Source organism: Streptomyces sp. HSS9-12, from assembly GCF_054963655.1.
On sequence record NZ_JBUEGC010000003.1, the window covers coordinates 201,597 to 227,281 of the forward strand.

Here is a 25,685-nt window from a genome sequence, read left to right on the forward strand (position 1 = left end):
TGTTGCGTCAATGAAGTTGCCTATGTGTTAAAGAGGTTGAGGGGCATTTAAGCCGGAAAATCCGGTAAGGCCGCACGCTGTCAAGCACGCCCAGACGTCAATCTGCGAAATCTTCGCTCAAGAAGCGAACGACCGTCACATCTGGGCTCATCACCCCCTTGACTGAGGCGTAAGTCACTTGCCAAAGTCCGGGCCATCAGCGGTGCTACACGCGTCGCATCGCATTCCACGAGGATCACGAGAACCCAGTGCGGGGGGCACACGCATGCCGAGTCCATCCCAGGCTGCAGCGGCCGGGACAGGGACCTCCCTGTCCGCCGATGACAGCGGCATAGCCAAGGCCGCCGCGGCCGGTCCGGGTGAGGAGCTCACCGGCCGGTCGCCCGGCCGGCTGATGTGGATGCGCTTCAAGCGGGACCGCACCGGTGTGACCTCCGCTTTCATCGTGATCTTCTTCTTCGCCGTGGCCGCACTGGCCCCGGTGATCTCCTGGGCTTACGGCAAGGACCCGTATACGCTCTATGCGCAGGAGCCGGACTACCCCGGCCTGCTGAACGACTTCGGCATGCCGGCCGCTCCGTTCGGCGGCGTCTCCGGCGACTTCTGGTTCGGCATCGAGCCCAACGTGGGCCGCGATGTGTTCACCCTGCTGATCTACGGCATGCGGACCTCGCTCTTCATGGCGCTGGCGGTCACCCTGACCACGGTGCTCACCGGCGTCGTCATCGGCCTGGTCGGCGGCTACATGGGGGGCAGGGTCGACTACTGGCTGGGCCGTGTCACCGACTTCTTCCTGGCCTTCCCGCAGCAGCTGTTCTTCATCGCGTTCATGCCCGTGGTGACCGCGCTCTTCGTCTCCCCGAAGGACGAGACGCCGGTCTACCTCCGGGTCGTGGTCATCACCCTGGTGCTCTGGTTCCTCGGCTGGATGAGCATGGCCCGGCTGGTCCGTTCCACCGCACTCAGCCTGCGTGAACGGGAGTTCGTCGAGGCGGCCAAGGTGTCCGGAGCCTCGCCCGGGCGGATCGTCCGCAAGGAGCTGCTGCCCAACCTGGTCACGCCGATCCTGGTGCAGGGCACCTACATGCTGCCCAACAACATCCTGACGATCGCCTTCCTCTCCTTCGTCGGCGTCGGCTTCGTGGAGCCGACACCCGACTGGGGCCGGATGTTCGCCATCGGTGCCGACATCTACGAGCAGGACCCGGCGTTCATGTTCTTCCCAGGCGCCGCGATGGTGATTTTCGTCCTCGCCTTCAACCTTCTCGGCGACTCGGTGCGGGACGCGTTCGACCCCAAGACCGGACGGTGACCGTCCATTGGTGGGGGGTGGCTGCCGCCCCCGCGCCGGGAGACCGGATGCGTCAGGCAGCGCACATGGATAACAACCAACAGGTAGGTGGGACAGTGAGACCCATTCGATCGCGCCATGCGCGCGCCATAGTGGTCGCCGCCGTGGCCGGCGCCCTCGCTCTGACCGGCTGCTCCGGCAAGAGCGGTGACACCTCGGACAAGTCCGCGAAGCGGGAGGAGGCTGCGAAGCAGCAGCAGCCCGTGAAGTACGGGGACGAGGCCGCTTCGACCGGCCCGGCCAAGCCGGTGCCCGGCGCCAAGGAAGGCGGCACGATCACCGCCTACATGCAGTCGGACTTCTCCCACCTGGACCCGGGCCAGATCTACGTCAGCGACGCCAACCAGCTCGGCAACCTGATCCACCGCGGCCTGACGAACTATCAGCAGGACAAGGACGGCAACCTGACGGTCGTCGGTGACGTCGCCGCCGACTCCGGGAAGTCCTCCGACAACGGCAAGACCTGGACGTTCACCATCAAGAAGGGCGTCAAGGACGAGGACGGCAACGTCATCACGTCCAAGGACGTCCGCCACACGATCGAGCGCCTCTACGCGAAGTTCATCTTCGACGGCCCGACCTACGTCCAGACCTGGCTCTCCGGCGACGACTACCGCAAGGCCCTTCCGGACGGACCGTTCAAGGGCAAGCACCTGCCGGACTCGGTCCTGGAGACGCCGGACGACAGCACGGTCGTCTTCCACTTCAAGCAGCCCCGGCCGGACCTCCCGCAGGCCCTCGCCATGCCCGGCTACTCCATCGTGCCGGAGAAGCAGGACACCAAGGAGAAGTACGACAAGGCACCCGCCGCCCTCGGCCCGTACAAGATCGCCGAGTTCAAGCCCGGCAAGTCCATGAAGCTGGTCCGGAACACCCAGTGGGACCCGAAGACCGACGCGGTGCGCCACCAGTACGTCGACGGCTACAACTTCCCGCTGACCGTCGGCATCCCCAGCCAGACCAAGCGTCTCCTCGCCGACCAGGGCGAGGCCAAGAACGCCATGCAGTTCATCGACATGGTGGACACGGCGCAGATGCAGGAGGTCGTCACCGACAAGACCGCCTACGCGCGGACCGTCAGGGGCTACCAGCCTTACGTCTGGCAGATGAACTTCAACCTCTCCAGCGACAAGATGAAGGACAAGAAGGTCCGGGACGCCATCACCTACGCGATCCCGAGCGCCTCCATGGTCCAGGCGGACGGCGGCAAGTACGGCGGTGAGGTCGCCGGTGGTCTGCTGGCCCCGACCCTGCCGGGCTTCGACTCCACGTACGACCCGTACGGCAAGCTCAAGAAGCCGGCCGGTGACCTGGCCAAGGCCAAGCAGCTGCTGAAGGAGGCGGGGGTCAAGCCGGGCACCAAGCTGACCTACGCCTACTCCAACACCCCGCGTGGCCAGAAGCAGATGGTCATCATCCGCGACATGCTCAAGAAGCTCGGCTTCGACCCGCAGACCAAGGAGATCGACCGGGCCACGTTCTACGAGCAGGTCGGCAAGATCAAGAACCCGTACGACCTCTACATCACCGGCTGGGGCCAGGACTGGCCGTCGCCGTCCACCGTCATCACCCCGGTCTACGACGGTGACCTGATCTCCGACGGCGGCTCGAACTACTCGCACGTCGACGACGAGATCGTCAACAAGGGCATCGACGAGGCCACCGCGCTGAAGCCCGAGGCGGCCGCGAAGAAGTGGGAGGAGATCCACCACCGCATCGTGGAGGAGCTCAACCCGGCCGCTCCGATCTACTTCTCCAAGACGATCCAGCTGTTCGGATCGAACATCGGAGGCGCTCGCTACGACCGAGAGGCGAGCAACATCGACATCAACGATGTGTACCTGAAGAAGCCGTAACCGGTCCCAGGTTCGGCCCGTCCGCGGGGGTGTGCGCCAGGCGGAGCGCACCCCCGCGGACCCGCACCCCCCATGACTCTCCCGCCTCCTTAAGAGAGCAGCAGCCCGCCATGCTTCCGTTTCTGATCCGCAGGGTGACCGGCGCCGTCGTCATCATGTTCCTGATCGGCGCCTTCACGTTCTTCCTGTTCTATTCGATCCCGCAAGACTTCGCCGAGCTCGCCTGCGGCAAGAACTGCAGCCCCCAGAACATCGCGGTGATCCGCGAGAACCTCGGCCTCGACAAGCCCATCACCACCCAGTTCTGGGAGTTCATGGCGGGAATCGTGGCCGGCCGTGACTTCCCGCAGGGCCACTGCCCGGCGCCCTGCCTGGGCGTCTCCTTCGCCAGCGGGGACTTCGTCTGGGATTCGATCATCGACCGTTTCCCGCTCACCCTGTCGCTGACCATCGGCGGCCTGATCATCTTCCTCCTCTTCGGTCTCGGCACCGGCCTGGTCGCCGCCTGGAAGCGCGGCACCGCCGTCGACAAGGTCCTCAGCGGCGCCTCGATGGTGCTCAGCTCCTTCCAGATCTACCTGCTCGGCCCGATCGTGCTGGGCCTGCTGGTCTACAGCACGGGCTGGATGGAGAACCCCAGGTACGTCTCGCCCTTCGACGATCCTGTCGCGTGGTTCATCGGGATGCTGATCCCCTGGGCGGTCATGGCGACGATCTTCACCGCCCAGTACACCCGTATGGCGCGCTCCACGATGATCGAGCAGCTCCAGGAGGAGCACGTCCGTACCGCGCGCGCCAAGGGCATGGCACGGAAGTACGTGTTCTTCCGGTACGCCTGGCGCGGCTCGCTGATCCCCATCGTCACCATCATCGGCATGGACCTCAGCTCCCTGCTCTCCGGCGCGGTGGTCACCGAGTTCACCTTCGACCTGGCCGGAATCGGCCGTCTCGCGGTGCAGTCCTCTCTGACCAAGGACATCCCGCTGACGATGGGCGTGATGCTGTTCGGCGCCTTCTTCATCCTGCTCCTGAACATCGTCGTGGACCTCGCCTACGCCTACATCGACCCGCGCGTGCGGCTGTCCTAGGAGAACGACCGTGACCACACTCACCAAGACCGAGGGCGCTGCGGCCCCGACCGGGTCGGACCCCTTCCTCTCGGTGCGCGATCTGTACGTCCGGTTCACCACCGAGGACGGCATCGTCAAGGCCGTGGACGGCCTGTCGTTCGACCTGGAGCGCGGCAAGACCCTGGGCATCGTCGGCGAGTCGGGATCCGGCAAGTCGGTGACCAACCTCACCGTGCTGGGTCTGCACAACCCGAAGACCACGCAGATCGCGGGCGAGATCATCCTGGACGGCCAGGAGCTCACCGGGGCCCGCGAGCGCACCCTCGAGGCGCTGCGCGGCAACAAGATGGCGATGATCTTCCAGGATCCGCTGACGGCCCTGTCGCCGTACTACACGGTGGGCCGCCAGATCGCCGAGCCGTATATGAAGCACACCGGCGCGAGCAAGCGCGAAGCCCGGCAGCGGGCCATCGAGATGCTCACCAAGGTCGGCATCCCGCAGCCCAACCTGCGCGTGGACGACTATCCGCACCAGTTCTCCGGCGGTATGCGGCAGCGCGCGATGATCGCGATGGCACTGGTCTGCAACCCCGAGCTGCTGATCGCGGACGAGCCGACGACGGCGCTGGACGTGACCGTCCAGGCGCAGATCCTGGATCTCCTCAAGGACCTCCAGCAGGAGTTCGGATCCGCGATCATCCTGATAACGCACGACCTGGGTGTGGTCGCGAACACCGCGGACGACATCCTGGTCATGTACGCGGGCCGGGCCGTCGAGCGCGGTTCCGTCAGGGAGGTCCTGAGTGCGCCCCACCACCCGTACACCTGGGGGCTACTGGGGTCGATGCCGCGACTGTCCTCCACGGTGGACGAGCCGCTGATCCCCATCCCCGGCGCCCCGCCGAGCCTGCTCACGCCGCCCTCCGGCTGCCCCTTCCACCCGCGTTGCGGTTTCACTGCGGAGGTGGGCGGCACCCGGTGCGCCGACGAACGTCCGCTGCTGCCGCCCGGACGCGGCGCCGCCTGTCATCTGACGGCCGAGCAGAAGCAGCAGTTCTTCGCCGAGCGGATCAAGCCCCGCCTGGGCTAGGGAGAGACAGACCATGAAGGACACCAACGTCACCCTGCCCGCACCGCGCGACACTGCCGCGGGGAAGGACGAGCCGTTGCTCGTCGCCGAAGGGCTGGTCAAGCACTTCCCGATCATGGGGGGCTTTCCGATCAAACGGAAAGTCGGCGCGGTGCAGGCCGTCGACGGTATCGATCTGGCCGTGAACGCGGGCGAGAGCTTCGGCCTCGTCGGCGAGTCCGGCTGCGGCAAGTCCACCACCGGCCGGCTGCTCACCCGGCTTATGGAGCCCACCGCCGGGAAGATCCTCTACCGGGGCCAGGACATCACGCACGCGGGCCGCAAGAAGCTGGCACCGATCCGCTCCGAGATCCAGATGATCTTCCAGGACCCGTACTCCTCTCTGAACCCGCGGCAGACCGTCGGCACGATCATCGGCGGCCCGATGGAGATCAACGGGATCAATCCGCCGGGCGGTCGCGAGAAGCGCGTGCGCGAGCTGCTGGAGATCGTCGGTCTCAACCCCGAGCACTACAACCGCTTCCCGCACGAGTTCTCCGGCGGCCAGCGGCAGCGCATCGGCGTGGCCCGCGCCCTGGCGCTCGAACCGAAGCTGATCGTCGCCGACGAGCCGGTCTCCGCACTCGATGTCTCCATCCAGGCCCAGGTCGTCAACCTGCTCCAGGAGCTCCAGCGCGAGCTGGGCATCGCCTTCCTCTTCATCGCCCACGACCTGGCCGTGGTACGGCACTTCTCGCACCGCGTGGCCGTGATGTACCTGGGCAAGGTGGTGGAGGTCGGCGACCGCGACTCGATCTACAACCGGCCGCGGCACCCGTACACCCATGCCCTGCTGTCGGCGGTGCCCGAGGCGTCGCTCAACGACGCGGAGGACGGGGAGGGCGGCGAGCGTCGGGAGCGGATCCGCCTCGCCGGCGACGTGCCCTCCCCGATCAATCCGCCCTCCGGATGCCGGTTCCGAACCCGGTGCTGGAAGGCACAGGACCGGTGTGCGGAGGTAGAGCCGCCCCTGGTAAAAATCGAGGGCAACCAGGAAGGGCACCTGACCGCGTGCCACTTCCCTGAAGAGCCGACGACCGCCGCCCGCGGCGAGGACGTCATCCTCGACCCCGCACTGGCCGCGATCGAGGAGGCGTCCGACTCCCATTGACCCGAGTCGCAGCGGCCTCCGCTCGGGCCGGAACCCGCGTCCATACACCCCAGTTCCACACGGGCGCGGGTTCCGGCATTTTCCGGGGCCGGTGCGCTGCGCCTGCGGCGGGCTCTCTCCCCTACCCCGCCCCTTCCCGTAACTGCGGGCACCCCCAGACCCCGAACTCCCCCTACGCCCGCAGGGCGTAGGGGGAGTGTCCTCAAGCGCCGGAGGGGCTGAATCTCAGCCCCTCCGGGGGTACCTCCTGGGGGCACCCCCAGCGGTGGCCGGGGGAGATTGAGGACCAGGGCCCGGGGCGGAGCCCGGGTTACGGGAAGGGGCGGGTAAGGGGAAAGACCCGCCTACGCGCTGGACTGCTCAGTCCGCATCTCCCCCGGGTCCGCACGCCCCAGCGGCAGCGTCTCCGCGAAGTGGCACGCCGACGCGTGCGCGACCGGGCCCCGCACGGAGCGGAACTCCGCCGGCACCGCCAGCCGCGGCACCTCCACCGCACACCGCTCCTGCGCTTTCCAGCAACGCGTACGGAAGCGGCAGCCCGATGGCGGATCGGCCGGCGACGGCACATCCCCGTACAGCAGGATCCTCCCCCGCCGCTCGCGGGCTTCCGGGTCGGGTACGGGGACCGCGGACAGCAGCGCCTGCGTATAGGGGTGCGTCGGGTGCTCGTAGATCTCCTCGTCCGTGCCGATCTCGGCGAAGCGGCCCAGGTACATCACCGCCACCCGGTCGGAGATGTGCCGGACGATCGACAGGTCGTGCGCGATGACGATGTACGACAGACCGAACTCGTTCTGCAGCCGCTCCATGAGATTGACGACCTGCGCCTGCACCGAGACATCCAGCGCGGAGACCGGCTCGTCCGCGACGATGATCTCCGGGTTCAGCGCCAGCCCCCGAGCGATACCGATGCGCTGCCGCTGCCCGCCGGAGAACTGGTGCGGATACCGGTTGATGTACTCGGGGTTGAGACCGACCACATCGAGCAGTTCCCGCACCTTGCGCCGCCGGTCGCCCTTCGGCGCGACCTCCGGGTGGATCTCGAAGGGCTCGCCGATGATGTCGCCGACCGTCATCCGCGGATTGAGCGAGGTGTACGGGTCCTGGAACACCATCTGGATGTTGCGCCGTACGGCCTTCAGCGCACGGCCCGACAGCCGGGTGATGTCCTCGCCCTTGTACCGGATCTGCCCCGACGTCGGCTGCTCCAGATGCACCAGCATCTTCGCCACGGTGGACTTGCCGCAGCCGGACTCCCCCACAATGCCCAAGGTCTCGCCGCGCCCCAGCTCAAAGGAGACCGTGTCAACCGCCCTGACCGCCCCGACCTGCTTCTTGAGCAGCACCCCGCGGGTCAGCGGATAGAGCTTGGCCAAGTCCCGTACTTCGAGGATCGGCTCAGAAGGCATTCAGCTGGTCCTTCCAGAAGTGACAGGCACTGGCGCGGCCCGGAATCGGCGTGCCGTCGTTCTCCGCGACGGGATACAGCTGCGGGCGGTCCGTACGGCAGAGGTCCCGGGCTCGCGGGCAGCGGGGGTGAAAGGGGCAGCCGGAGGGGATGGCCATGAGATTCGGCGGGAGGCCCTTGATGGCGTAGAGCTCCTGGCCCTTCTGGTCCAGGCGCGGGATGGAGTCCAGCAGACCACGCGTGTACGGATGCGCCGGCCGCTTGTACAACTCGAAGACCGGGGCCGCCTCCACGATCCGCCCCGCGTACATCACCGCGATCTTGTCGGCCACATCCGCGACTACACCCAGATCATGAGTGATCAGGATCAGACCCATGTTGTACTCGCGCTGCAACTCCGCGAGCAGGTCCATCACCTGCGCCTGCACCGTCACATCGAGCGCCGTGGTCGGCTCGTCCGCGATGATCAGATCCGGCTCCAGCGCCAACGCCATCGCGATCATGATGCGCTGCCGCATACCCCCACTGAACTGGTGCGGATAATCATTCACCCGGTTGCGCGCCGCGGGGATCCGTACCCGGTCCATCAGCTCAACGGCCCTGGCCCTGGCCTCTTTACGGGACAGGCCCCGGTGCACCTGGAACATCTCGCCGAGCTGCGCGCCCACCGTGTGCACCGGATTCAGCGCGGACAGCGCGTCCTGGAAGATCATCGCCATCTTGGCGCCGCGAAGGCTCCGGCGCTCCTCAGCGGGCATCGTCAGCAGATCCCGGCCCTGGAAGACGATTTCGCCGCCCGTGACAAAGCCGGGCGGGCTGTCGAGAATGCCCATGATCGCCTGCGCGGTCACCGACTTGCCCGAGCCGGACTCGCCCAGCACGGCCAGGGTTTCGCCCGCGCCGACGCTGTAGGAGACACCGTTCACGGCCTTGACGACACCGTCCCGCATCCGGAATTCGACGTGCAGATCGCGTACGTCCAGCAGCGTGGTCACCTAGGCCCTCCTCAGCGCAGCTTGGGGTCGAGGGCGTCGCGTACGGCGTCGCCGAGCATGATGAACGCCAGCACGGTGATGCTCAGCGCGCCCGCCGGCCACAGCAGCATGTGCGGCGCGTTGCGGATCTGCGGGGCGGCGTTGGAGATGTCGATGCCCCAGGAGACGGTGGGCGGGCGCAGCCCGACACCCAGGAAGGACAGTGTCGCCTCCAGAGCGATGTACGTACCGAGCGCGATCGTCGCCACCACGATCACCGGGGCGATGGCGTTGGGGGCGACATGGCGCACCAGCATCCGGGCGTTGCCGGCGCCGAGGGCCCGGGCGGCCTGGACATAGTCGTTCTGCTTGGCGGTGATCACTGATCCGCGGGCGATGCGCGCGACCTGCGGCCAGCCCAGCAGCACGATGAAGCCGACCACCGGCCACACCGTGCTGCCGGTGACAACGGAGAGGAAGACCAGTCCGCCGAGGACGACGGGGATGCCGAAGAAGATGTCCGCGACCCGGGAGAAGAGGGCGTCCCACCAGCCGCCGAAGAAGCCGGCCAGGCCGCCGATCAGGCTGCCGAGGAGGGCGGCGCCGAGCGTGGCACACACGCCGACGGTGACCGAGGCACGGGCGCCGTACACCGTGCGCGTGTACACGTCGCAGCCCTGGGTGTCGAAGCCGAAGGGGTGCCCGGGCACCGAGCCTTGCTGGGACCGGGCCAGATCGCACTTCAGCGGATCGCGGCTGGCGATCAGCTCGGGCCAGATCGCGATCAGGACCAGAAAGACGATCAGCAGCCCGGAGATGACGAAGACGGGGTTGCGGCGCAGCTCGCGCCAGGCGTCCGACCACAGGCTGCGCGGCCGGGCGGCCGGGCCGTCGGGGACCTGGCCGGTGCCGGGTGCTTGCTCCAGCGTCTGTGCCTCGCTGAGGGCGAGGTCCATGGGGCCACCGGTGCCGGTCGGCGCGATGGCTTCCCGGTCGTAGTGCGCGTCAGGCATAGCGGATCCTCGGGTCCAGCACGGCGTAGAGAAGGTCGACGACGAGGTTCGCCAGCAGGAAGACGATCACCAGGATGGTGACGAAGCCGACGACGGTCGGGGCGTTGTTGCGCAGGATGCCCTGGTAGAGCTGGTAGCCGACGCCGTGGATGTTGAAGATCCGCTCGGTGACGATGGCCCCGCCCATGAGGGCGCCGATGTCCGTACCGATGAAGGTCACCACGGGGATCAGCGAGTTGCGCAGCAGATGACGGGTGATCACCCGGCGCCGGGGCAGGCCTTTCGCGATGGCCGTCCGTACGTAGTCGGCGCGCACGTTCTCCGCGATCGCGGTCCGGGTGAGACGGGTGACGTACGCCAGGGACACCAGCGCCAGCACGACACCGGGCAGGATCAGCTCGTCCAGCCGTGCCTCTGAGGAGACAGACGGACGGACGAGGCCCCACTTGACGCCGAAGACGAACTGCAGCAGATAGCCGGTGACGAAGGTCGGGATGGAGATGACGATCAGGGTGAGGAAGAGCACCGTGGTGTCGACCGTCCGGCCCCGGCGCAGCCCGCCGACCACGCCGAGGACGATGCCCACGATCATCTCGATGACGATGGCGACGATGGTCAGGCGCATGGTGATGGGCCAGGCGTTCGCCAGCAGCTCGGTGACCGGCTGGCCGTTGAAGGCGGTGCCGAAGTCGCCCTGGAAGATCTGCCCCATGTAGTGGAGGTATTGCATCCACAGCGGCTCGTCGAGCAGAAGGTCCTTACGGATCTGCGCCGCGGTGGCGGGGTCGGGGGCGCGGTCGCCGAACAGGGCGGCGACCGGGTCTCCGAGCGCGTACACCATGAAGAAGATCAGGAAGGTGCTGCCGATGAACACCGGGATCATCTGGAGCAGCCGCCGGATCACATAGCGTCCCATGGGGGCTCCGGGGGTCGGGGACGGCGGGTCAGCTGACCTTGATCTCGTTGTAGACGGGCACGCTGAACGGGTTGAGGGTCACGTCGGAGAGGCGGTCCGACCAGCCGGCGCTGCCGTTCTGGTACCACAGCGGGATGGCGGGCATCTGGTCGGCGAGGATCTTCTCGGAGTCCTGGAACGTCGCGATGGCTGCGGAGCTCTTGGTCTCGGCGTTGGCCGCGTCGATGAGCCGGTCGAACTTCTTGTTGCTCCACTTGCCGTCGTTGGACGAGGCGTTGGTGTAGTACAGCGGCTGCAGGAAGTTCTGGATCAGCGGGTAGTCCATCTGCCAGCCGGCGCGGAACGGGCCGGTCATCTTGTGGCTGTGAATCCTGTTGCGGTAGTCCGCGAAGGTGCCGACCGGGCTGACCCTGCACGCCCGGTCGTTACGCAGGGCGTTGTTGATGCTGTTGCAGACGGCGTCCATCCACACCCTGTGGGAACCGGTGTCGACGTTGGAGGTGATCGTCACCGTGCCGCCGGGGAGGCCGCCGCCCTTCTTGATCAGCTTTCTCGCCTCCGCCGGGTTGTATTCGCACGCCGTGTTGCACAGCCCGGCCTTGTAGCCGCCGTCCTTGCCGAGGACCGGGGAGGTCCAGTCGCTGGCGGGGGTACGGGTCTGCTGGAAGATCTGATCGGTGATCTGACGGCGGTTGATCGCCATCGACAGCCCCCGGCGGATCAGCTCCTTGCCCGCGCCCCAGTTCTTGTCGTACGAGGGGAAGGTGAGGGTCTGGATGATGCCGGCGGGCTGGTTGAGGTAGCGGTCGCCGAGGTCGGACTTCACGTTCTTCAACTGGGAGGCGGGGATGTCGTCGACGAGGTCCAGGTTCCCCGCCTGGAGGTCGGTGTAGGCGGTGTTGCTGTCGGTGTAGACCTTCAGATCGACGCCGCCGTTCTGCGCCTTGTCATCGCCCGGGTAACCGTCCCAGGAGCGCAGCTTCATCTGTGAGCCCTTGGTGTACGACTCGATGGCGTACGGGCCATTGCCGATCGGCTTGCGCAGCCAGGCCGCGTGGTCGGTGTAAAACGCCCGGGGCAGCGGGACGAAGGCGGCGTATCCCAGGGTGTCGGGCCAGGTGGAGAACTTCTGGGTGAGCTGGACGGTGAAGGTCCGGTCGTTCTTGACCTCGAGCCCGGACATCGTCTTGGCGCTCGGGCTGCCGGACTCCGGGTGCACCTGGTCGTAGCCCTTGATGGCGGAGAAGAAGGGTGCGTTGCGCTGTTTGTTGGAGAGGAGAGCCCCGTAGTTCCAGGCATCGACGAAGGACCGTGCGGTGACCTTCTCGCCGTTGCTGAAGGTCCAGCCCTTCTTGATCGTGACGGTGAAGTTCTGCGAGTCCTTGGTCTCGATCTTCTCGGCGAGCATGTTCTCGGCCTGGCCGGTCTTCGGGTTGTACCGCTTGAGCCCGCGGAAGACCATGTCGAGGACCTTGCCCCCCTGCACCTCATTGGTGTTGGCGGGCTCGAGGGGGTTCTGTGGGTCGCCCCACGAGGCGCTGAGGATCCCCTCACTGTCACCGCCCCCTCCGCCGCACGCCGTCGTCGTCGCCAGCAGGGCGACGGCCACCGCGCGGGCGGCCCACCTGGCGTGCGTGGCTCCGCGCATGGGGTGCCTCCTCATGAGTGCCGGGTCATCAGTAGACCCAGATAACACCCCGAACCGCCCCATATTGCGTCATATCTTCAGAACAGCCCCCAGAACCGCCCGAACGCGTGACACGGCACGCGGCGGGACGGTTTTCCCGTGCCGGATGCGGGCAGTGCCGCCCGAAAGGAAGCGGAATGCTTCCGCCGGATCGCTTACTCCGCCAGGTGATCGAATTCGCCCGCCTTCACGGCACGGATGAACACGCCGAGCGCGGGGGGATGTGGTGACGACCGTGTCGGGGTCGTCGCTCGCCGTCGTCCCCGAGGAACTGGCCAAAGGCGGAGACGCCCTGCTGCCTGACCAGACACTCCTTGTGGTGGAGGTGACCTCCGAGTCCAACGGCGAGACCGGCCGCGTCGCCAACAAGCGGAAGCGGTACGCGGAGTACGGCGCTCCGATGTACCTGCTGGTGGACCGGCAGGAGCGGAGCTGCACCCTGTTCTCCGAGCCCGGCCGGTTCGGCTACACCCGCGTCGACGGACCACACCCCTTCGGGACCTCGATCACTTTGCCCGAGCCATTCGGCCTGGAGCTGGACACCAGCAATCTGTAGTCACGCTGACCCACCCCTGCCGGGGCGGCTCAGCGGGGAGATCAGCCGGGCACCCGGTGCCGGGCGCGTACGACCGGGCCGGGAAAGCCCAGCGCGGCGTCACGCGTGCTTGGCGCGGGACGCGGTGCGGGCGCGCTCCTTCTGGTCCAGCACGACCTTGCGGATACGGACCGCCTCCGGAGTCACCTCGACGCACTCGTCGTCACGGCAGAACTCCAGGCACTGCTCCAGCGACAGCTTGCGCGGCGGCACAATCGACTCGGCCACATCGGCCGTGGACGACCGCATGTTGGTGAGCTTCTTCTCCTTGGTGATGTTGACGTCCATGTCGTCGGAGCGGGAGTTCTCACCGACGATCATGCCCTCGTACACCTCGGTGCCCGGCTCGACGAACAGCACGCCGCGCTCCTGGAGGTTGGTCATCGCGAAGGCGGTGACGGCGCCGGAGCGGTCGGCGACCAGAGAGCCGTTGTTACGGGTCGTCAGCGTGCCGAACCACGGCTCGTGGCCCTCGTGGATGGAGTGGGCGATGCCCGTACCGCGGGTGTTCGTCAGGAACTCGGTACGGAAGCCGATGAGGCCACGGGACGGGACGACGAACTCCATGCGGACCCAGCCGGAGCCGTGGTTGGACATGTTGTCCATCCGGCCCTTGCGGGTGCCCATGAGCTGTGTGACCGCGCCCATGTGCTCCTCGGGAACGTCGATGGTGATGCGCTCGACCGGCTCGTAGACCTTGCCGTCGACCTCCTTGGTGACCACCTGCGGCTTGCCGACGGTCAGCTCGAAGCCCTCCCGGCGCATGGTCTCGACGAGGATCGCCAGCGCGAGCTCACCACGGCCCTGAACCTCCCAGGCGTCGGGGCGCTCGGTCGGCAGGACGCGCAGCGAGACGTTACCGATCAGCTCGCGGTCCAGGCGGTCCTTGACCAGCCGGGCGGTGACCTTGCGGTCCTTTACGGCGGACTTGTCCGCGCCCTTGCCGGTGGAGCCGCGGCCGACCAGCGGCGAGGTGTTCGTACCGATGGTCATCGAGATCGCCGGCTCGTCGACCGTGATCAGCGGCAGCGCGATCGGGTTCTCCGGGTCGGCCAGGGTCTCGCCGATCATGATGTCCGGGATACCGGCGACCGCGCAGATGTCGCCCGGCCCGGCTTTCTCGGCGGGCTTACGGGTGAGCGCCTCGGTCATCATCAGCTCGGTGATGCGGACGTTCTGGATCGAGCCGTCGCGCTTGATCCAGGCGACGGTCTGCCCCTTCTTCAGCTCGCCCTGCTCGACGCGGAGCAGCGCGATACGGCCGAGGAAGTTGTCGGCGTCCAGGTTGGTCACGTGCGCCTGGAGCGGGGCCGAGTCGTCGTACTCCGGAGCCGGGACGTGCTCGAGGAGGGTGGAGAAGAACGGCTCGAGGCTGTCGCTGTCGGCCGGGACGGTGCCGTCCTCCGGCTGGGTCAGGGAGGCGATGCCGTCACGGGCGCAGGCGTAGACGATCGGGAACTCGATCTGCTCCTCGGTCGCGTCCAGGTCCAGAAACAGGTCGTAGGTCTCGTCGACGACCTCGGCGATCCGGGAGTCCGGGCGGTCGGTCTTGTTGATGCACAGGATGACCGGCATCTTCGCCTGCAGCGCCTTGCGGAGCACAAAGCGGGTCTGCGGCAGCGGGCCCTCGGAGGCGTCCACGAGCAGGACGACCGCGTCCACCATCGACAGGCCGCGCTCAACCTCGCCGCCGAAGTCGGCGTGGCCGGGGGTGTCGATGATGTTGATGGTGACCGGGTCGCCACCGTCCTTGGGGTGGTACTTGACCGCGGTGTTCTTCGCGAGAATGGTGATGCCCTTCTCGCGCTCGAGGTCGCCTGTGTCCATCACGCGGTCGTCCACCTGCTGGTGGGCGGCGAATGCGCCGGCCTGCTTCAGCATGGCGTCGACGAGGGTCGTCTTGCCGTGGTCGACGTGGGCGACGATGGCGACGTTACGAATGTCGTGGCGCGTGGGCATACTGCGCGGCTTCTCCCGGAATCGTGGATGGCTGCGCGCCCGGTCCGGTACGCGCGCTGCCGGGCAGATCATCGCCACGGCCTCACCCCATGGTACGGGGCCGGGCCGTGGCGCAAGCCCGGGACCATGGTCCCGGCCCCGGGGGCCGGTGGGCCCCAACCCGGAATCGCCCACCCGCCCCTGATCAGGGGCGGGTGGGCGGGAGAACTCCCCCGGCGGAATCGCCGGAAGGCCGGCGACTACCGCATGAAGCCGATGTCCTGGTAGCGCGGCGTAGCGAACCCGAACGCACCCACGTTCACCAGATTCGACTTGGCCGCCACCAGCTGCGGCCGCGGGTAGAGCGGAATCGATCCGGCCGCCGCCCAGATCCGGGCATCGGCCCGCCCCACCAGCTCCCGCGACGCCCCGGCGTCCAGCTCGGTGACCGCCTGGTCGAAGAGCTGGTCGATGTAGTCGCTGCCGACCCGGGTGTAGTTCTGCTCGACGATCAGCGAGCCGTCCGACGCCGGCCGCGGCTTGGCGAAGATCGGCCGGCCGTCGGTCGCCGGGTAAGCGCTGCCGGGCCACGAGTAGAGCGCGAGATCGTAGTCGCCCGAGGCGACGTGGTCCTTGAAGTAGCTCTCGTCGTCGACCTTGGTGATCTCAGTGGCGACCCCGATCGACTGCAGCATCTTGGCGATCCGGTCGCCGACCATCCGCAGCTGCTCCGAACCGGGGTCGGACGGCAGCACGAAGCTCAGGGTGAGGGACTTGCCGTTCTTCGTGAGCACCCGGGCCTCCGAGGTCTTGGCCTTGCTGCCGTCGGCGACGTCCGCCCGCTTCGGCTGGTTGGCCCCACTGCCCGGGTGCCAGCCCGCCTCGGCGAGCAGCCCCTGCGCGGCCTGGGTGTCCTGGTCGCCGAGCGCGGCACTGTTGTCCTCGTACCCCGGCTGCCCCACCATCAGCAGATGGCTGCCCTGTGGTTCGGCGGGCAGACGGAGTGGTTTGAGGACGGCCTTGGCGATGGCCTTGCGGTCGATCGCGCGGGCGACGGCGCGCCGCACCCGCTCGTCGGCGAGCGGGCCGGACTCGCCGTTGAGCGCGAGCTGGGTGTACGCGGGCTCGAGGGACTTGCGCACCACGTAGCCGCGCAGCGCGGCTTCCTGCGGTCCGGCGAGCCCCGGTCCCTCGTGCTTGCGGCCGTCCTGCGGCTTGGCCGCCTGGTGGATCTTGTTGACGGTGGGGCGGTCGATCTCGGCGATGTCCAGCTCGCCCGCGGCGAGCGCCGTGGCCCGCCGCTCGCGCGGCACGGCCGTGAAGACGAGCTGGTCGGCCTTGGCGCGGTCGCCCCACCAGCGTCGGTTGCGTACCAGCGTGATGGTCTCGGCGCCGGTGTCGCGGCCCTTGATCTGGAACGGCCCGGCTGTCACCTTCAGCGTCTTGCGGGCGCCGTCATTGAACGCGTCGGCGCTGCCCATGACCTCCAGCGGGTAGAGCGGGCTGAACAGCGACCGCCAGTCGGTGTAGGGCTTGTCGAACGTGATCCGCACCTCCTGCTGACTGGCGCCCTGTTCCACCTTCGCGATCCGGTCATAGCCGGCGTTGCGTGCCGTCCAGTAGGAGTGGTCCTTGCCGCTGAGCGCCCTCGCCTGGGTCAGGAAGTCCGCGACGGTGATGGGCCGCCCGTTGCTCCAGGTCGCGGACTCATTGATCTTGTAGGCCACGACCTGCTTGGGCTCGCGCTCGACGACGTCGGCGGAGTCCAGGTAGTCGGGGTTGCGCTGCGGCCGGCCGCGGTCGTCGAGGGTGAACAGCGTGGGCAGCACGGCAGCCGCGATGCGGTCGCCGGCCGCGTCGGCCCCGGACTGGAAGGTGTTGAGGGTCTCGGGCATGGCGTCGACCGCCCAGCGCACCGTGCCGCTGTCGCGGACCTGGGCGCGCGGGGTGGCCGCGATGTCCGGCGGGACCGCCGCCCCCTCGGACCCGCTCCCGGAATCGCTGCATCCGGCCAGCAGGGGCAGCGGCAGCATCAGGCCCCCCGCGAGCAACGCCAGGCGGCGCATACGGCCAGGCGTACGAGGACGGATACGGGAACGTGTGCGAGCGGTCGTAAGGGAAGCCGCCCCGCCTCGGACGCCGTCGATGGACATGGCTGGTACCTCCGGGCTGCACACGTTCGGCCGCTTTTGCCGCTCATCACACCTATCGCGGACCCACTGAAATCGACCGGTTCCGCTCGGGCACGCCGACACGGCGGCGGACCCCGGCATCCCACCCGTACGCAGCAACCCGCCGCCGGCGCGGCGGGGCGCGCTCGCGGCGACACGAACGAGGCAATCGTGGTAGTTCCCTTCACAAGAGCAGATGTGACGCGCGACACTCTCTTGGTCGTCAGCGTTGCCACCCGGCCTCCTGGCCGCTTTGGCGAGGAGGGCCCACGCGGAGGTGAGGACTCAATGTCCCTGCAGGACGATCTGACAGCCGCTCAGCGCTGTCTCGACGATTTGGGCCGCTCCGTCGGCCGACTGGAGCAGCATGTCGGAGGCGGCCTGGAGATCCGCCGGGTGCGCACCGACGCCGAGCATCTGCGCGACAGCCTCGCACTGCTGCGGGAATCCGCCTCCCAGGGCACACCGCAGCCGGCGCCCGCGCGCCCCGAGCTGGTCACCATCCCCGACACCCCGTACAACAGCGCCCTGTGGGCGGACGCCGAGGACGAGGGACTCGGGGCACGGGACCGGCGCGCACCGTAGCGGGACGCCCTGCTTCGCACGCAGTACCGCGTCCACCCGCCGACCCCACTCCACCACGGAGTCCCCCTTGGCCACTGGCACCGAACCCCGAACGGACACCGACGAACCCAGCGGCGCGCGTGGCGGAGTGCACTCCGCCGCGCGCGCCGCCATCTCCGCCAAGCATCTGCGCACCGATCGCTGGTGGTTGGCGCCCGCCGTCACCGCGGCCGGGCTGCTCGCCTTCATCGTGTACTCGACCTGGCGGGCCTTCGCGAACGAGCACTACTACTCCGCCCCGTATGTCTCGCCGTTCTACTCGCCGTGTCTGGCGGAGAACTGCGCGACGATGCGGGACGGACCCAATATCGAGATCTTCGGCAGCTGGTGGGGCCTGTCCCCCGCCCTGCTGATCCTGATCTTCCCGCTCGGCTTCCGGCTGACCTGCTACTACTACCGCAAGGCGTACTACCGCGGCTTCTGGGCCTCACCCCCGGCCTGCGCCGTCGCCGAGCCGCACCAGACGTACAGCGGCGAGACCCGCTTCCCGCTGATCCTGCAGAACATCCACCGCTACTTCTTCTACGCGGCGCTGCCGGTGGCCGGAATCCTCACCTACGACACCGTGCTCGGCTTCCGCAATGAGCAGTACGAGTGGGGCCATATGGGACTGGGGACGCTGGTGTTCCTGGTCAATATCGTCCTGATCTGGGCGTACACGCTGTCCTGCCACTCCTGCCGGCACATCGTCGGCGGCCGCCTCAGGCACTTCTCCAAGCACCCGGTCCGCTACAAGCTGTGGACCTGGGTGGGACGGCTCAACGAGCGGCACATGCTGCTCGCCTGGGCCTCACTCATCAGCGTCGCGCTCGCCGACTTCTACGTCTATCTGCTCGCGACCGGCGCCTTCGACGACCCGAAGTTCTTCTGAGGGGGATGCGAAAAACCATGACGCAACTGGAACGGCAGGCGTGGGACGTGGTCGTGGTCGGCGCGGGCGGCGCCGGCCTGCGCGCCGCGATCGAGGCCCGCGAGCAGGGCCTGCGCACCGCCGTGATCTGCAAGTCGCTGTTCGGCAAGGCCCATACGGTCATGGCCGAGGGCGGCATCGCGGCCAGCATGGGCAACGTCAACGAGGGCGACAACTGGCAGGTGCACTTCCGCGACACCATGCGCGGCGGCAAGTTCCTCAACCAGTGGCGGATGGCGGAGCTCCACGCCCGCGAGGCCCCGGACCGGGTGTGGGAGCTGGAGACGTGGGGCGCGCTGTTCGACCGTACGGCCGACGGGCGCATCTCGCAGCGGAACTTCGGCGGGCACGAGTACCCGCGGCTGGCCCACGTCGGCGACCGTACGGGCCTGGAGCTGATCCGCACCCTCCAGCAGAAGGTCGTCTCGCTCCAGCAGGAGGACCACCGGGAGTACGGGGACTACGAGGCCCGGCTGAAGGTCTTTCAGGAGTGCACCGTCACCCGGGTCCTCAAGGACGGGGGGCGGGTCTCGGGCGTGTTCACGTACGAGCGCGAGTCGGGGCGCTTCTTCGTCATCGAGGCCCCCGCGATGATCCTCGCCACCGGCGGTATCGGCAAGTCCTTCAAGGTGACCTCCAACTCCTGGGAGTACACCGGCGACGGCCACGCCCTGGCCCTGCTCGCCGGCGCCTCGCTGGTCAACATGGAGTTTGTGCAGTTCCACCCCACCGGGATGGTCTGGCCGCCGTCGGTCAAGGGCATCCTCGTCACCGAGTCCGTACGGGGCGACGGCGGGGTGCTGCGCAACAGCGAGGGCAACCGGTTCATGTTCGATTACATCCCGGATGTCTTCAAGGAGAAGTACGCACAGACCGAGGATGAGGCGGACCGCTGGTACGAGGACCCGGACCACAACCGCCGCCCGCCTGAGCTGCTGCCCCGCGACGAGGTCGCCCGCGCCATCAACTCCGAGGTGAAGGCCGGCCGCGGCTCCCCGCACGGCGGGGTGTACCTGGACGTCTCGACCCGGATGCCCGCCGAGGTCATCCGGCGCCGGCTGCCGTCCATGTACCACCAGTTCAAGGAGCTGGCGGACGTCGACATCACGGCCGAGCCGATGGAGGTCGGTCCGACCTGCCACTATGTGATGGGCGGGGTCGCCGTCGACTCCGACACCGCGGCCGCCGTGGGAGTGCCGGGCCTGTATGCGGCCGGAGAGGTCGCCGGCGGTATGCACGGCTCCAACCGGCTCGGCGGCAACTCGCTGTCCGACCTGCTGGTCTTCGGCCGCCGGGCCGGACTGCACGCCGCGCAGTACTCCGCGAACCTCACGGCGGACGAGCGCCCGGTGGTGCACGACAGCGAGGTGGACGCGGCGTCGGCCGAGGCGCTTCGCCCGTTCAGCGCGGAGGGACCGGACGCCGACCATCCGGATGGCCGCCCGGCCGAGAACCCGTACTCCGTGCACCAGGAGCTGCAGCAGGCGATGAACGACCTCGTCGGCATCATCCGCCGCGAGCCGGAGATGCGGCAGGCCCTGGAGAAGCTGGCGGAGCTGCGGGTACGGGCCCGGCGGGCCGGGGTCGAGGGGCACCGGCAGTTCAACCCCGGCTGGCACCTGGCGCTGGACCTTCGGAACATGCTGCTGGTCAGCGAGTGCGTGGCGCGCTCGGCGCTGGAGCGCACCGAGAGCCGCGGCGGGCACACCCGCGAGGACTGGCCGGCGATGGACCGCACCTGGCGCAGTGTGAATCTGCGGTGTGAGCTGGCCGATCCCACGCGCGGCCTGGCGGCGACCGACCCGGAGCGGGGCCAGATCCGGCTGGTACGGGTCACCACCCCGCCCATCCGCGCCGACCTGCTCGGTCTCTTCGAGAAGGACGAACTGCTCAAGTACCTGACGGACGAGGAGCTGAGCCAGTGAGCTACACAGCCCACTTCAAGGTGTGGCGGGGCGACGCGGACGGCGGCGGTCTGGACGACTTCAAGGTTGAGGTGAACGAAGGCGAGGTCGTCCTCGACATCATTCACCGCCTCCAGGCGACGCAGGCTCCGGACCTGGCGGTTCGCTGGAACTGCAAGGCGGGCAAGTGCGGTTCGTGCAGCGCGGAGATCAACGGCCGCCCCCGGCTGATGTGTATGACCCGCATGTCGGTCTTCGAGCGGGACGAGACGGTCACGGTCACGCCGCTGCGGGCCTTCCCCGTCGTACGGGACCTGGTGACGAATGTGTCCTTCAATTATGCGAAGGCGCGCGAGATCCCGTCCTTCGTACCGCCCTCGGACCTTGGCCCTGGCGAGTACCGGATGCAGCAGGAGGACGTGGGGCGCTCGCAGGAGTTCCGCAAGTGCATCGAGTGCTTCCTGTGCCAGGACACCTGCCATGTGGTGCGCGACCACGAGGAGAACAAGGCGGTGTTCGCCGGCCCGCGCTTCTTGATGCGGATCGCGGAGCTGGACATGCATCCGCTGGACGCGGCCGAGGAGACCGGTCTGGACCGCAAGCGCACGGCCCAGGACGACCACGGCCTGGGCTACTGCAACATCACCAAGTGCTGCACGGAAGTCTGCCCTGAGCACATCAAGATCACCGACAATGCCCTGATCCCGCTCAAGGAGCGGGCAGTGGATCGTAAGTACGATCCACTGGTCTGGCTGGGGACCAAGATCCGACGCCGCGGGCGGTAGCCCCTTCCCGCGCCTCCGGCGCGTGGTTTCCGGCCACTCGCCTCCATTCCGGGGCGGGTGGCCGGGAGGGTTGTGGCGCGGAACGCCGGGGGCAGTCTCAGAACAGGCTGAGCAGGGCCTCCACCGGGTCCGCGGCCGCCGTCTGCCCGTCCGGCAGGGCGAGTTCGAACCAGACCGTCTTGCCATGGGGGGTCCGGCGGCTGCCCCAGCCGGCGCTGAGCATGCCGACCAGTTGCAGGCCGCGGCCGCCCTCGTCGGTGTCGCGGGCCCGGCGGCGGCGCGGCTGTACGAGACCGCCGTCCCAGACCTCGCACACCAGCGTGTGGTCCAGCAGCAGCCGCAGCCGGATCTCGCCGTCTCGTTTGGCCGGCGGCACCCCCACATCGCCGTAGCGCAGGGCGTTGGTGACGAGTTCACTGACCAGCAGCTCGGTGGTGTCCGCCAGTGACTCCAGGCCCCAGGCCGTCAGCTGTTCGCGCGCCAGCTCGCGGGCGCGGGCGACGGACTTCGGCTCCGAGTCGAGGATCCAGTCACCAACCGACTGGGTCGGCAGTCCCTGCACGCGGGCCATGAGCAGGGCGATGTCGTCCTCTCCATGGTGGGTGTCGAGGGTGCCCAGGACGTGGTCGCACACATCCTCCAGGGGCCGTGCCGGGTCCCTGAGGGCCGTACAGAGCGCCTGCAGACCCTCGTCCAGCGGGTGGTCGCGGGACTCGACGAGGCCGTCGGTGTAGAGGGCGAGCAGAGCGCCGTCGGGCAGCTCCACCTCGATCTCCTCGAAGGGCTCGCCGCCCACGCCGAGCGGCATGCCGGTGGGGACCTCCAGCATCAGCGCGGGCTCGCCGGGCTCGACGAGGACGGGCGGCAGATGCCCGGCGTTGGCGAACGTACAGCGCCGGCTGACCGGGTCGTACACGGCGTACACGCAGGTGGCGAGGTAGACCTCGGAGAGGTCGGACGCGCTGCCCCGGTTGCTTCGGGAGGCGCGCGCGGCGGCGTGCGCGCCTCCGTGTGTTCCGGCGGGCGCCCCCAGCCCGCGGGCGATCTCGTCCAGGGCGGCCAGCACCTCGGCGGGCTCCAGGTCGAGCAGCGCGAGGGTCCGTACGGCCGTGCGCAGTTCGCCCATGGCGACGGCAGCGCGCAGCCCTCGGCCCATGACGTCGCCGACGACCAGGGCCGTGCGGTGACCAGGCAGCTGGATGACGTCGAACCAGTCTCCGCCGACCTCGGTCGCGGTGTTTCCGGGGAGGTAGCGGCAGGCGATGTCGAGCCCGGCGGCCTCCGGGTCACCGGGCGGCAGCAGGCTGCGCTGGAGTATCAGGGCACGCTCGTGCTCACGGCGGTAGAGCCGGGCGTTGTCGATGCAGACGGCGGCGCGGGCGGCCAGTTCGGCGGCGAGGGCGATGTCGCGCTCGCCGAACGGCTCACTGCCCTTCGTACGGGAGAACTGGGCCAGCCCGACGACGGTGTCGTGGGCGACCATCGGCACGGCCAGGGTGGACTGCACGACCGCGCCGAAGGGGGCTCCGTCGCCCTCGTCGCCGTCCCGGCCGGTGATGACCTGGGTCTGGGCGGTGCGCAGGGCGTTGGCGCAGGGCGAGTTGAAGGGGTAGCGGTGCACGGCGCCGACGGCGACGGGGGCGGGCTCTTCGCCGTCGGGCCCGCAGCAGGTGGCGATGGCGACGGGGGCGTCGGAGACGGCGCTGGCGAAGGCGACGCGGCGCAGCTCGGCGCTGCCGTCGGCGAGTCCCGCCGGGGTCTCGTCCCCGGCGAGCAGACCCTGGTAGAGGTCCACGGAGGCCAGATCGCAGAACTGCGGTACGACGACATCGAGGAGCTGGCGGGCGGTGGTCTCGGTGTTGAGGGAGTTGCCGATCCGGGCACCGGCGGCGTTGAGCAGCGCGAGATTACGGCGGGCGCTGGCGGCCTCGCGCTCTGCGTTGCGGCGGCTGGTGACGTCGGTGCCGAGCGCGGCCACGCCGATGGGGCGGCCACTGGCGCTGTGCAGCCGGTAGAGGTTGAGCGACCAGCGGCGCCGCTCGGCATGGCCGGGGACGCCGCTCATGAGCTGAATATCCGTCACCGGGTTGCCGGTTTGCAGGACTTGGCGGAGGGCGATTGTGAGCCGTTCGGCCTCGCCGCTGGGGAGGTAGTCGAAGGGGCCACGGCCGCGGTGGGACTCGACACTGCCGCCGAAGACGGTCGCGAAGCGCTCGTTGACGCGCAGCAGCTTCAAGTCCGGGCTGAACAGCATGAAGCCCATGGGAGATTGACCGAAAACAGCCTGCGAGGCGGCGAGGTCGGTTTCGATGCGCCGCAGGGCTCGTACGTCCACGACGATGCACAGGGCGCCGCGCTCGCCGTCATCGGTCTGAGTGGGCATCACATAGACCTCGGCGAGGCCACCCCGCCGGGCGCCGTCGACGGCGCGGAACGGCACCAGGCCGATCCATTCCCGTCCGTCCATGATTTCCGCGATCTTGCGGTGCCCGAGGTCCCGCAGGTCGGACGGGACGAACGTCATGGGATCCTTGCCCACGGCTTCGGCCGCGGGGATGCCCAGCAACTCGGCGGCGCGCTCGCTCCAGTGGTCGATGCGGCCATCGGGGCCCAGCGAGAACGAGGCAACCCGGATGTAGTCATAGAGCGACCCCGGCGGGCTGCTCTGCCACGTCGGGGCAACAGCTCTCTCGTCGGGCGTCTCCGCCCCCGCTGGTATGTCGCTCACGCGCCCGTCCCCTCCAGCTCACCTTGCCCGGGCCGGCCTGCGCCGAGTATCCAGCATCGAGGGCCTTCCGGAACACGGCCTTCACGATCACAGCACGGTCTCAACCGCCTTACCGGTTCCGCGCAGACGGCACCGAGCGACGGCATTCGACCTGATCACAACCATGATCGCCACAACGTTGATCAGCATTCCCCCTCTCTCCTAACCCGGCAAGCCCAGCTCGAACCACACCGTCTTCCCCGCCCGGCTGTGCTGGGTCCCCCAGCGCCGGGACATACGCGCCACCAGCTGCAGGCCTCTGCCCCCCTCGTCGTCCAGCGCCGCACTGCGCGTCAGCGGCAGATCGGGCACCGGGTCGGACACCTCGACACGCAGGACGTCACTCCCGCGGCGTTCGAGACGGACCCCGATGGGACCCCTCGCGTGGCGCAGAGAGTTGGTGACCAGCTCGCTGACGAGCAGTACGGCCATGTCGGCGATGACGTTCAGTCCCCACTCATTGAGGGTCGCGCGCACGACAGCGCGGGCATTGCGTACGGCACCGGGCTCTGCGGGGAAGCTCCACTCGGCAACAAATCCGCCCCGGGACGGGGGCCGGTCGGGGAGGGCGTCGCGGGCCGCGGGGCGGCGGCGGGTGGCAGCGGGAGTCGACTCGTGGGCCCCTGCGGTATCGCTCACGCCGACCACTTCCTGACGAATGGCAGGCCCCGCTGTCCGATTTCGGGGGGATTTTCGGGCGGACTACTGACCACATACCCGATATCAGATCCGTACTATCGCCATATAAGGCGCACTGTGGCACGAAAGGCGTAGGCGATCAGCCGTGCGCGCCGCCCATTCGGAACCGCCGCCCCTGGCCCCAGCCAGACCGCTGTGTGTGCGCCGGTCGACCCGGCAGTCGCGGGCATGGTGATCGGTCCCGGGTCGCACGGACACCGAGGGAATCAGGGGGCGTTCAGTACGCCGGTCAGCCCGGCGGTCGCACACACGCCGGCGGAACCGGCGGCTCCGGGTGCACTGTCAGTCGTCGCGCCGCCTCCGCCACGGCGGGGCGGTCCTGCTCCAGCCAGTCGACCTCGTCGATCCGGTCCGGGGTGAGCCACCGCAGCGCGTCATGCTCCTGGAGCGCCCGCGGCTCGCCGGAGACCAGCCGCACGGTCCACACCTGCAGGACGTACCCCGGCTTCAGCTGCCACTCCCCCGGGATCCGCTCGACCGGCTCCACCTCGACGCCAAGCTCTTCGCGCAGCTCGCGCACGAGACCCTGCTCGGGCGACTCACCGGGTTCGAGTTTGCCGCCGGGCAGCTCCCACCGGCCGGCCAGGGCCGGCGGGGCGCTGCGCCGGGCGGCCAGCAGCCGCCCGGCGTGGAGCACCGCCCCGCCGACCACGATCCGCGTCTGGTCTCCCGTCACGCGGGAAACCCTATGCCCGCCCCGGCGCCTAGTGCCGCGTCACCAGGGTTTGCCCCGCTCGCCGCCCTGGCACGGCCATCTGCTGCGTTGCCCGATCGACC

Annotated in this window: 19 protein-coding genes and 1 pseudogene; 10 read left to right on the plus strand and 10 right to left on the minus strand. The window is 68.6% G+C overall.

Going from position 1 to position 25,685, the window contains the following annotated elements:
* The first annotated feature begins 265 nt into the window (after positions 1–265).
* The 5 genes from ACY34J_RS02980 to ACY34J_RS03000 all read left to right on the plus strand — a co-directional run bounded on the left by ACY34J_RS02980 (position 266) and on the right by ACY34J_RS03000 (position 6,517).
* The gene (locus ACY34J_RS02980; protein WP_462724557.1) at positions 266–1,312 is read left to right on the plus strand and encodes an ABC transporter permease; all 1,047 of its coding nucleotides are present in this window, start codon (positions 266–268) and stop codon (positions 1,310–1,312) included.
* Between the two features lie 95 nt (positions 1,313–1,407).
* The gene (locus ACY34J_RS02985) at positions 1,408–3,207 is read left to right on the plus strand and encodes an ABC transporter substrate-binding protein (protein WP_462724556.1); all 1,800 of its coding nucleotides are present in this window, start codon (positions 1,408–1,410) and stop codon (positions 3,205–3,207) included.
* A 110-nt stretch (positions 3,208–3,317) separates the two neighbouring features.
* On the plus strand, positions 3,318–4,295 hold the full coding sequence (locus tag ACY34J_RS02990; RefSeq protein WP_462724555.1) for an ABC transporter permease: 978 nt from the start codon (positions 3,318–3,320) through the stop codon (positions 4,293–4,295).
* 10 nt (positions 4,296–4,305) lie between these two features.
* Positions 4,306–5,367: an ABC transporter ATP-binding protein gene (locus ACY34J_RS02995; protein ID WP_462724554.1), complete on the plus strand. Its 1,062-nt coding sequence runs from the start codon at positions 4,306–4,308 to the stop codon at positions 5,365–5,367.
* Between the two features lie 13 nt (positions 5,368–5,380).
* Positions 5,381–6,517: an ABC transporter ATP-binding protein gene (locus ACY34J_RS03000; RefSeq protein ID WP_462724553.1), complete on the plus strand. Its 1,137-nt coding sequence runs from the start codon at positions 5,381–5,383 to the stop codon at positions 6,515–6,517.
* A 344-nt stretch (positions 6,518–6,861) separates the two neighbouring features.
* Here ACY34J_RS03000 and ACY34J_RS03005 read toward each other — a convergent pair whose 3' ends face one another.
* Genes ACY34J_RS03005 through ACY34J_RS03025 form a run of 5 tightly spaced genes read right to left on the minus strand, consistent with a single transcriptional unit; the run spans position 6,862 to position 12,476 of the window.
* On the minus strand, positions 6,862–7,926 hold the full coding sequence (locus ACY34J_RS03005) for an ABC transporter ATP-binding protein (protein WP_462724552.1): 1,065 nt from the start codon (positions 7,924–7,926) through the stop codon (positions 6,862–6,864).
* Complete coding sequence (locus ACY34J_RS03010; protein WP_462724715.1) at positions 7,916–8,875, minus strand: ABC transporter ATP-binding protein; 960 nt, start codon at positions 8,873–8,875, stop codon at positions 7,916–7,918. The genes ACY34J_RS03005 and ACY34J_RS03010 overlap by 11 nt, the downstream gene beginning before the upstream one ends.
* Positions 8,876–8,931: 56 nt before the next feature.
* Entirely contained in the window at positions 8,932–9,912 is a 981-nt protein-coding gene (locus ACY34J_RS03015) for an ABC transporter permease (RefSeq protein WP_462724551.1), read from the minus strand.
* Positions 9,905–10,828 carry an ABC transporter permease gene (locus ACY34J_RS03020; RefSeq protein WP_462724550.1) on the minus strand — a complete coding sequence of 308 codons (924 nt, stop codon included), beginning with the start codon at positions 10,826–10,828 and terminating at the stop codon, positions 9,905–9,907. The genes ACY34J_RS03015 and ACY34J_RS03020 overlap by 8 nt, the downstream gene beginning before the upstream one ends.
* A 28-nt stretch (positions 10,829–10,856) precedes the next feature.
* Positions 10,857–12,476, minus strand: a complete 1,620-nt coding sequence (locus ACY34J_RS03025) for a peptide ABC transporter substrate-binding protein (protein ID WP_462724549.1) — start codon at positions 12,474–12,476, stop codon at positions 10,857–10,859.
* 289 nt (positions 12,477–12,765) lie between these two features.
* Here ACY34J_RS03025 and ACY34J_RS03030 point away from each other — a divergent pair.
* Positions 12,766–13,071: pseudogene (locus ACY34J_RS03030) on the plus strand (Uma2 family endonuclease); the annotation flags it as partial.
* 99 nt (positions 13,072–13,170) lie between these two features.
* On the opposite strand, the gene typA reads toward ACY34J_RS03030, so the two are convergent.
* On the minus strand, positions 13,171–15,069 hold the full coding sequence (typA, locus tag ACY34J_RS03035; RefSeq protein WP_462724548.1) for a translational GTPase TypA: 1,899 nt from the start codon (positions 15,067–15,069) through the stop codon (positions 13,171–13,173).
* Positions 15,070–15,308: 239 nt separating this feature from the next.
* A complete protein-coding gene (locus ACY34J_RS03040; protein WP_462724547.1) occupies positions 15,309–17,114 on the minus strand; it encodes an ABC transporter family substrate-binding protein in 1,806 nt (601 codons plus the stop codon).
* Between the two features lie 393 nt (positions 17,115–17,507).
* Between ACY34J_RS03040 and ACY34J_RS03045 the strand changes: the two genes are divergently transcribed.
* From ACY34J_RS03045 to ACY34J_RS03060, 4 genes are all read left to right on the plus strand, one after another.
* Positions 17,508–17,804 (plus strand): hypothetical protein, encoded by a 297-nt coding sequence (locus tag ACY34J_RS03045; RefSeq protein ID WP_462724546.1) that lies wholly within the window; start codon positions 17,508–17,510, stop codon positions 17,802–17,804.
* A 67-nt stretch (positions 17,805–17,871) separates the two neighbouring features.
* Positions 17,872–18,714, plus strand: coding sequence for a hypothetical protein (locus ACY34J_RS03050; protein WP_462724545.1), 843 nt, complete (start codon positions 17,872–17,874; stop codon positions 18,712–18,714).
* Positions 18,715–18,731: 17 nt separating this feature from the next.
* The gene (locus ACY34J_RS03055; RefSeq protein ID WP_462724544.1) at positions 18,732–20,678 is read left to right on the plus strand and encodes a fumarate reductase/succinate dehydrogenase flavoprotein subunit; all 1,947 of its coding nucleotides are present in this window, start codon (positions 18,732–18,734) and stop codon (positions 20,676–20,678) included.
* On the plus strand, positions 20,675–21,442 hold the full coding sequence (locus ACY34J_RS03060) for a succinate dehydrogenase/fumarate reductase iron-sulfur subunit (protein ID WP_462724543.1): 768 nt from the start codon (positions 20,675–20,677) through the stop codon (positions 21,440–21,442). The genes ACY34J_RS03055 and ACY34J_RS03060 overlap by 4 nt, the downstream gene beginning before the upstream one ends.
* 97 nt (positions 21,443–21,539) lie before the next feature.
* Here the strand turns inward: ACY34J_RS03060 and ACY34J_RS03065 are convergent, their stop codons facing one another.
* From ACY34J_RS03065 to ACY34J_RS03075, 3 genes are all read right to left on the minus strand, one after another.
* A complete protein-coding gene (locus ACY34J_RS03065) occupies positions 21,540–24,170 on the minus strand; it encodes a SpoIIE family protein phosphatase (RefSeq protein ID WP_462724542.1) in 2,631 nt (876 codons plus the stop codon).
* A gap of 201 nt (positions 24,171–24,371) precedes the next feature.
* The gene (locus tag ACY34J_RS03070; RefSeq protein ID WP_462724541.1) at positions 24,372–24,857 is read right to left on the minus strand and encodes an ATP-binding protein; all 486 of its coding nucleotides are present in this window, start codon (positions 24,855–24,857) and stop codon (positions 24,372–24,374) included.
* 280 nt (positions 24,858–25,137) lie between these two features.
* Positions 25,138–25,563, minus strand: a complete 426-nt coding sequence (locus ACY34J_RS03075) for a (deoxy)nucleoside triphosphate pyrophosphohydrolase (protein WP_462724714.1) — start codon at positions 25,561–25,563, stop codon at positions 25,138–25,140.
* Positions 25,564–25,685: the final 122 nt, after the last annotated feature.

Excerpts from the sequence above, each read along its gene's own strand:
- ACY34J_RS03005 (WP_462724552.1), bottom strand. The coding sequence starts at position 7,926 with ATGCCTTCTGAGCCGATCCTCGAAGTACGGGACTTGGCCAAGCTCTAT.
- ACY34J_RS03025 (WP_462724549.1), bottom strand. The coding sequence starts at position 12,476 with ATGCGCGGAGCCACGCACGCCAGGTGGGCCGCCCGCGCGGTGGCCGTC.
- ACY34J_RS03055 (WP_462724544.1), top strand. The coding sequence starts at position 18,732 with ATGACGCAACTGGAACGGCAGGCGTGGGACGTGGTCGTGGTCGGCGCG.
- ACY34J_RS02980 (WP_462724557.1), top strand. The coding sequence starts at position 266 with ATGCCGAGTCCATCCCAGGCTGCAGCGGCCGGGACAGGGACCTCCCTG.
- ACY34J_RS03010 (WP_462724715.1), bottom strand. The coding sequence starts at position 8,875 with ATGCGGGACGGTGTCGTCAAGGCCGTGAACGGTGTCTCCTACAGCGTC.
- ACY34J_RS03020 (WP_462724550.1), bottom strand. The coding sequence starts at position 10,828 with ATGGGACGCTATGTGATCCGGCGGCTGCTCCAGATGATCCCGGTGTTC.
- ACY34J_RS03000 (WP_462724553.1), top strand. The coding sequence starts at position 5,381 with ATGAAGGACACCAACGTCACCCTGCCCGCACCGCGCGACACTGCCGCG.
- typA (WP_462724548.1), bottom strand. The coding sequence starts at position 15,069 with ATGCCCACGCGCCACGACATTCGTAACGTCGCCATCGTCGCCCACGTC.
- ACY34J_RS03040 (WP_462724547.1), bottom strand. The coding sequence starts at position 17,114 with ATGCGCCGCCTGGCGTTGCTCGCGGGGGGCCTGATGCTGCCGCTGCCC.
- ACY34J_RS03045 (WP_462724546.1), top strand. The coding sequence starts at position 17,508 with ATGTCCCTGCAGGACGATCTGACAGCCGCTCAGCGCTGTCTCGACGAT.
- ACY34J_RS03015 (WP_462724551.1), bottom strand. The coding sequence starts at position 9,912 with ATGCCTGACGCGCACTACGACCGGGAAGCCATCGCGCCGACCGGCACC.
- ACY34J_RS02990 (WP_462724555.1), top strand. The coding sequence starts at position 3,318 with ATGCTTCCGTTTCTGATCCGCAGGGTGACCGGCGCCGTCGTCATCATG.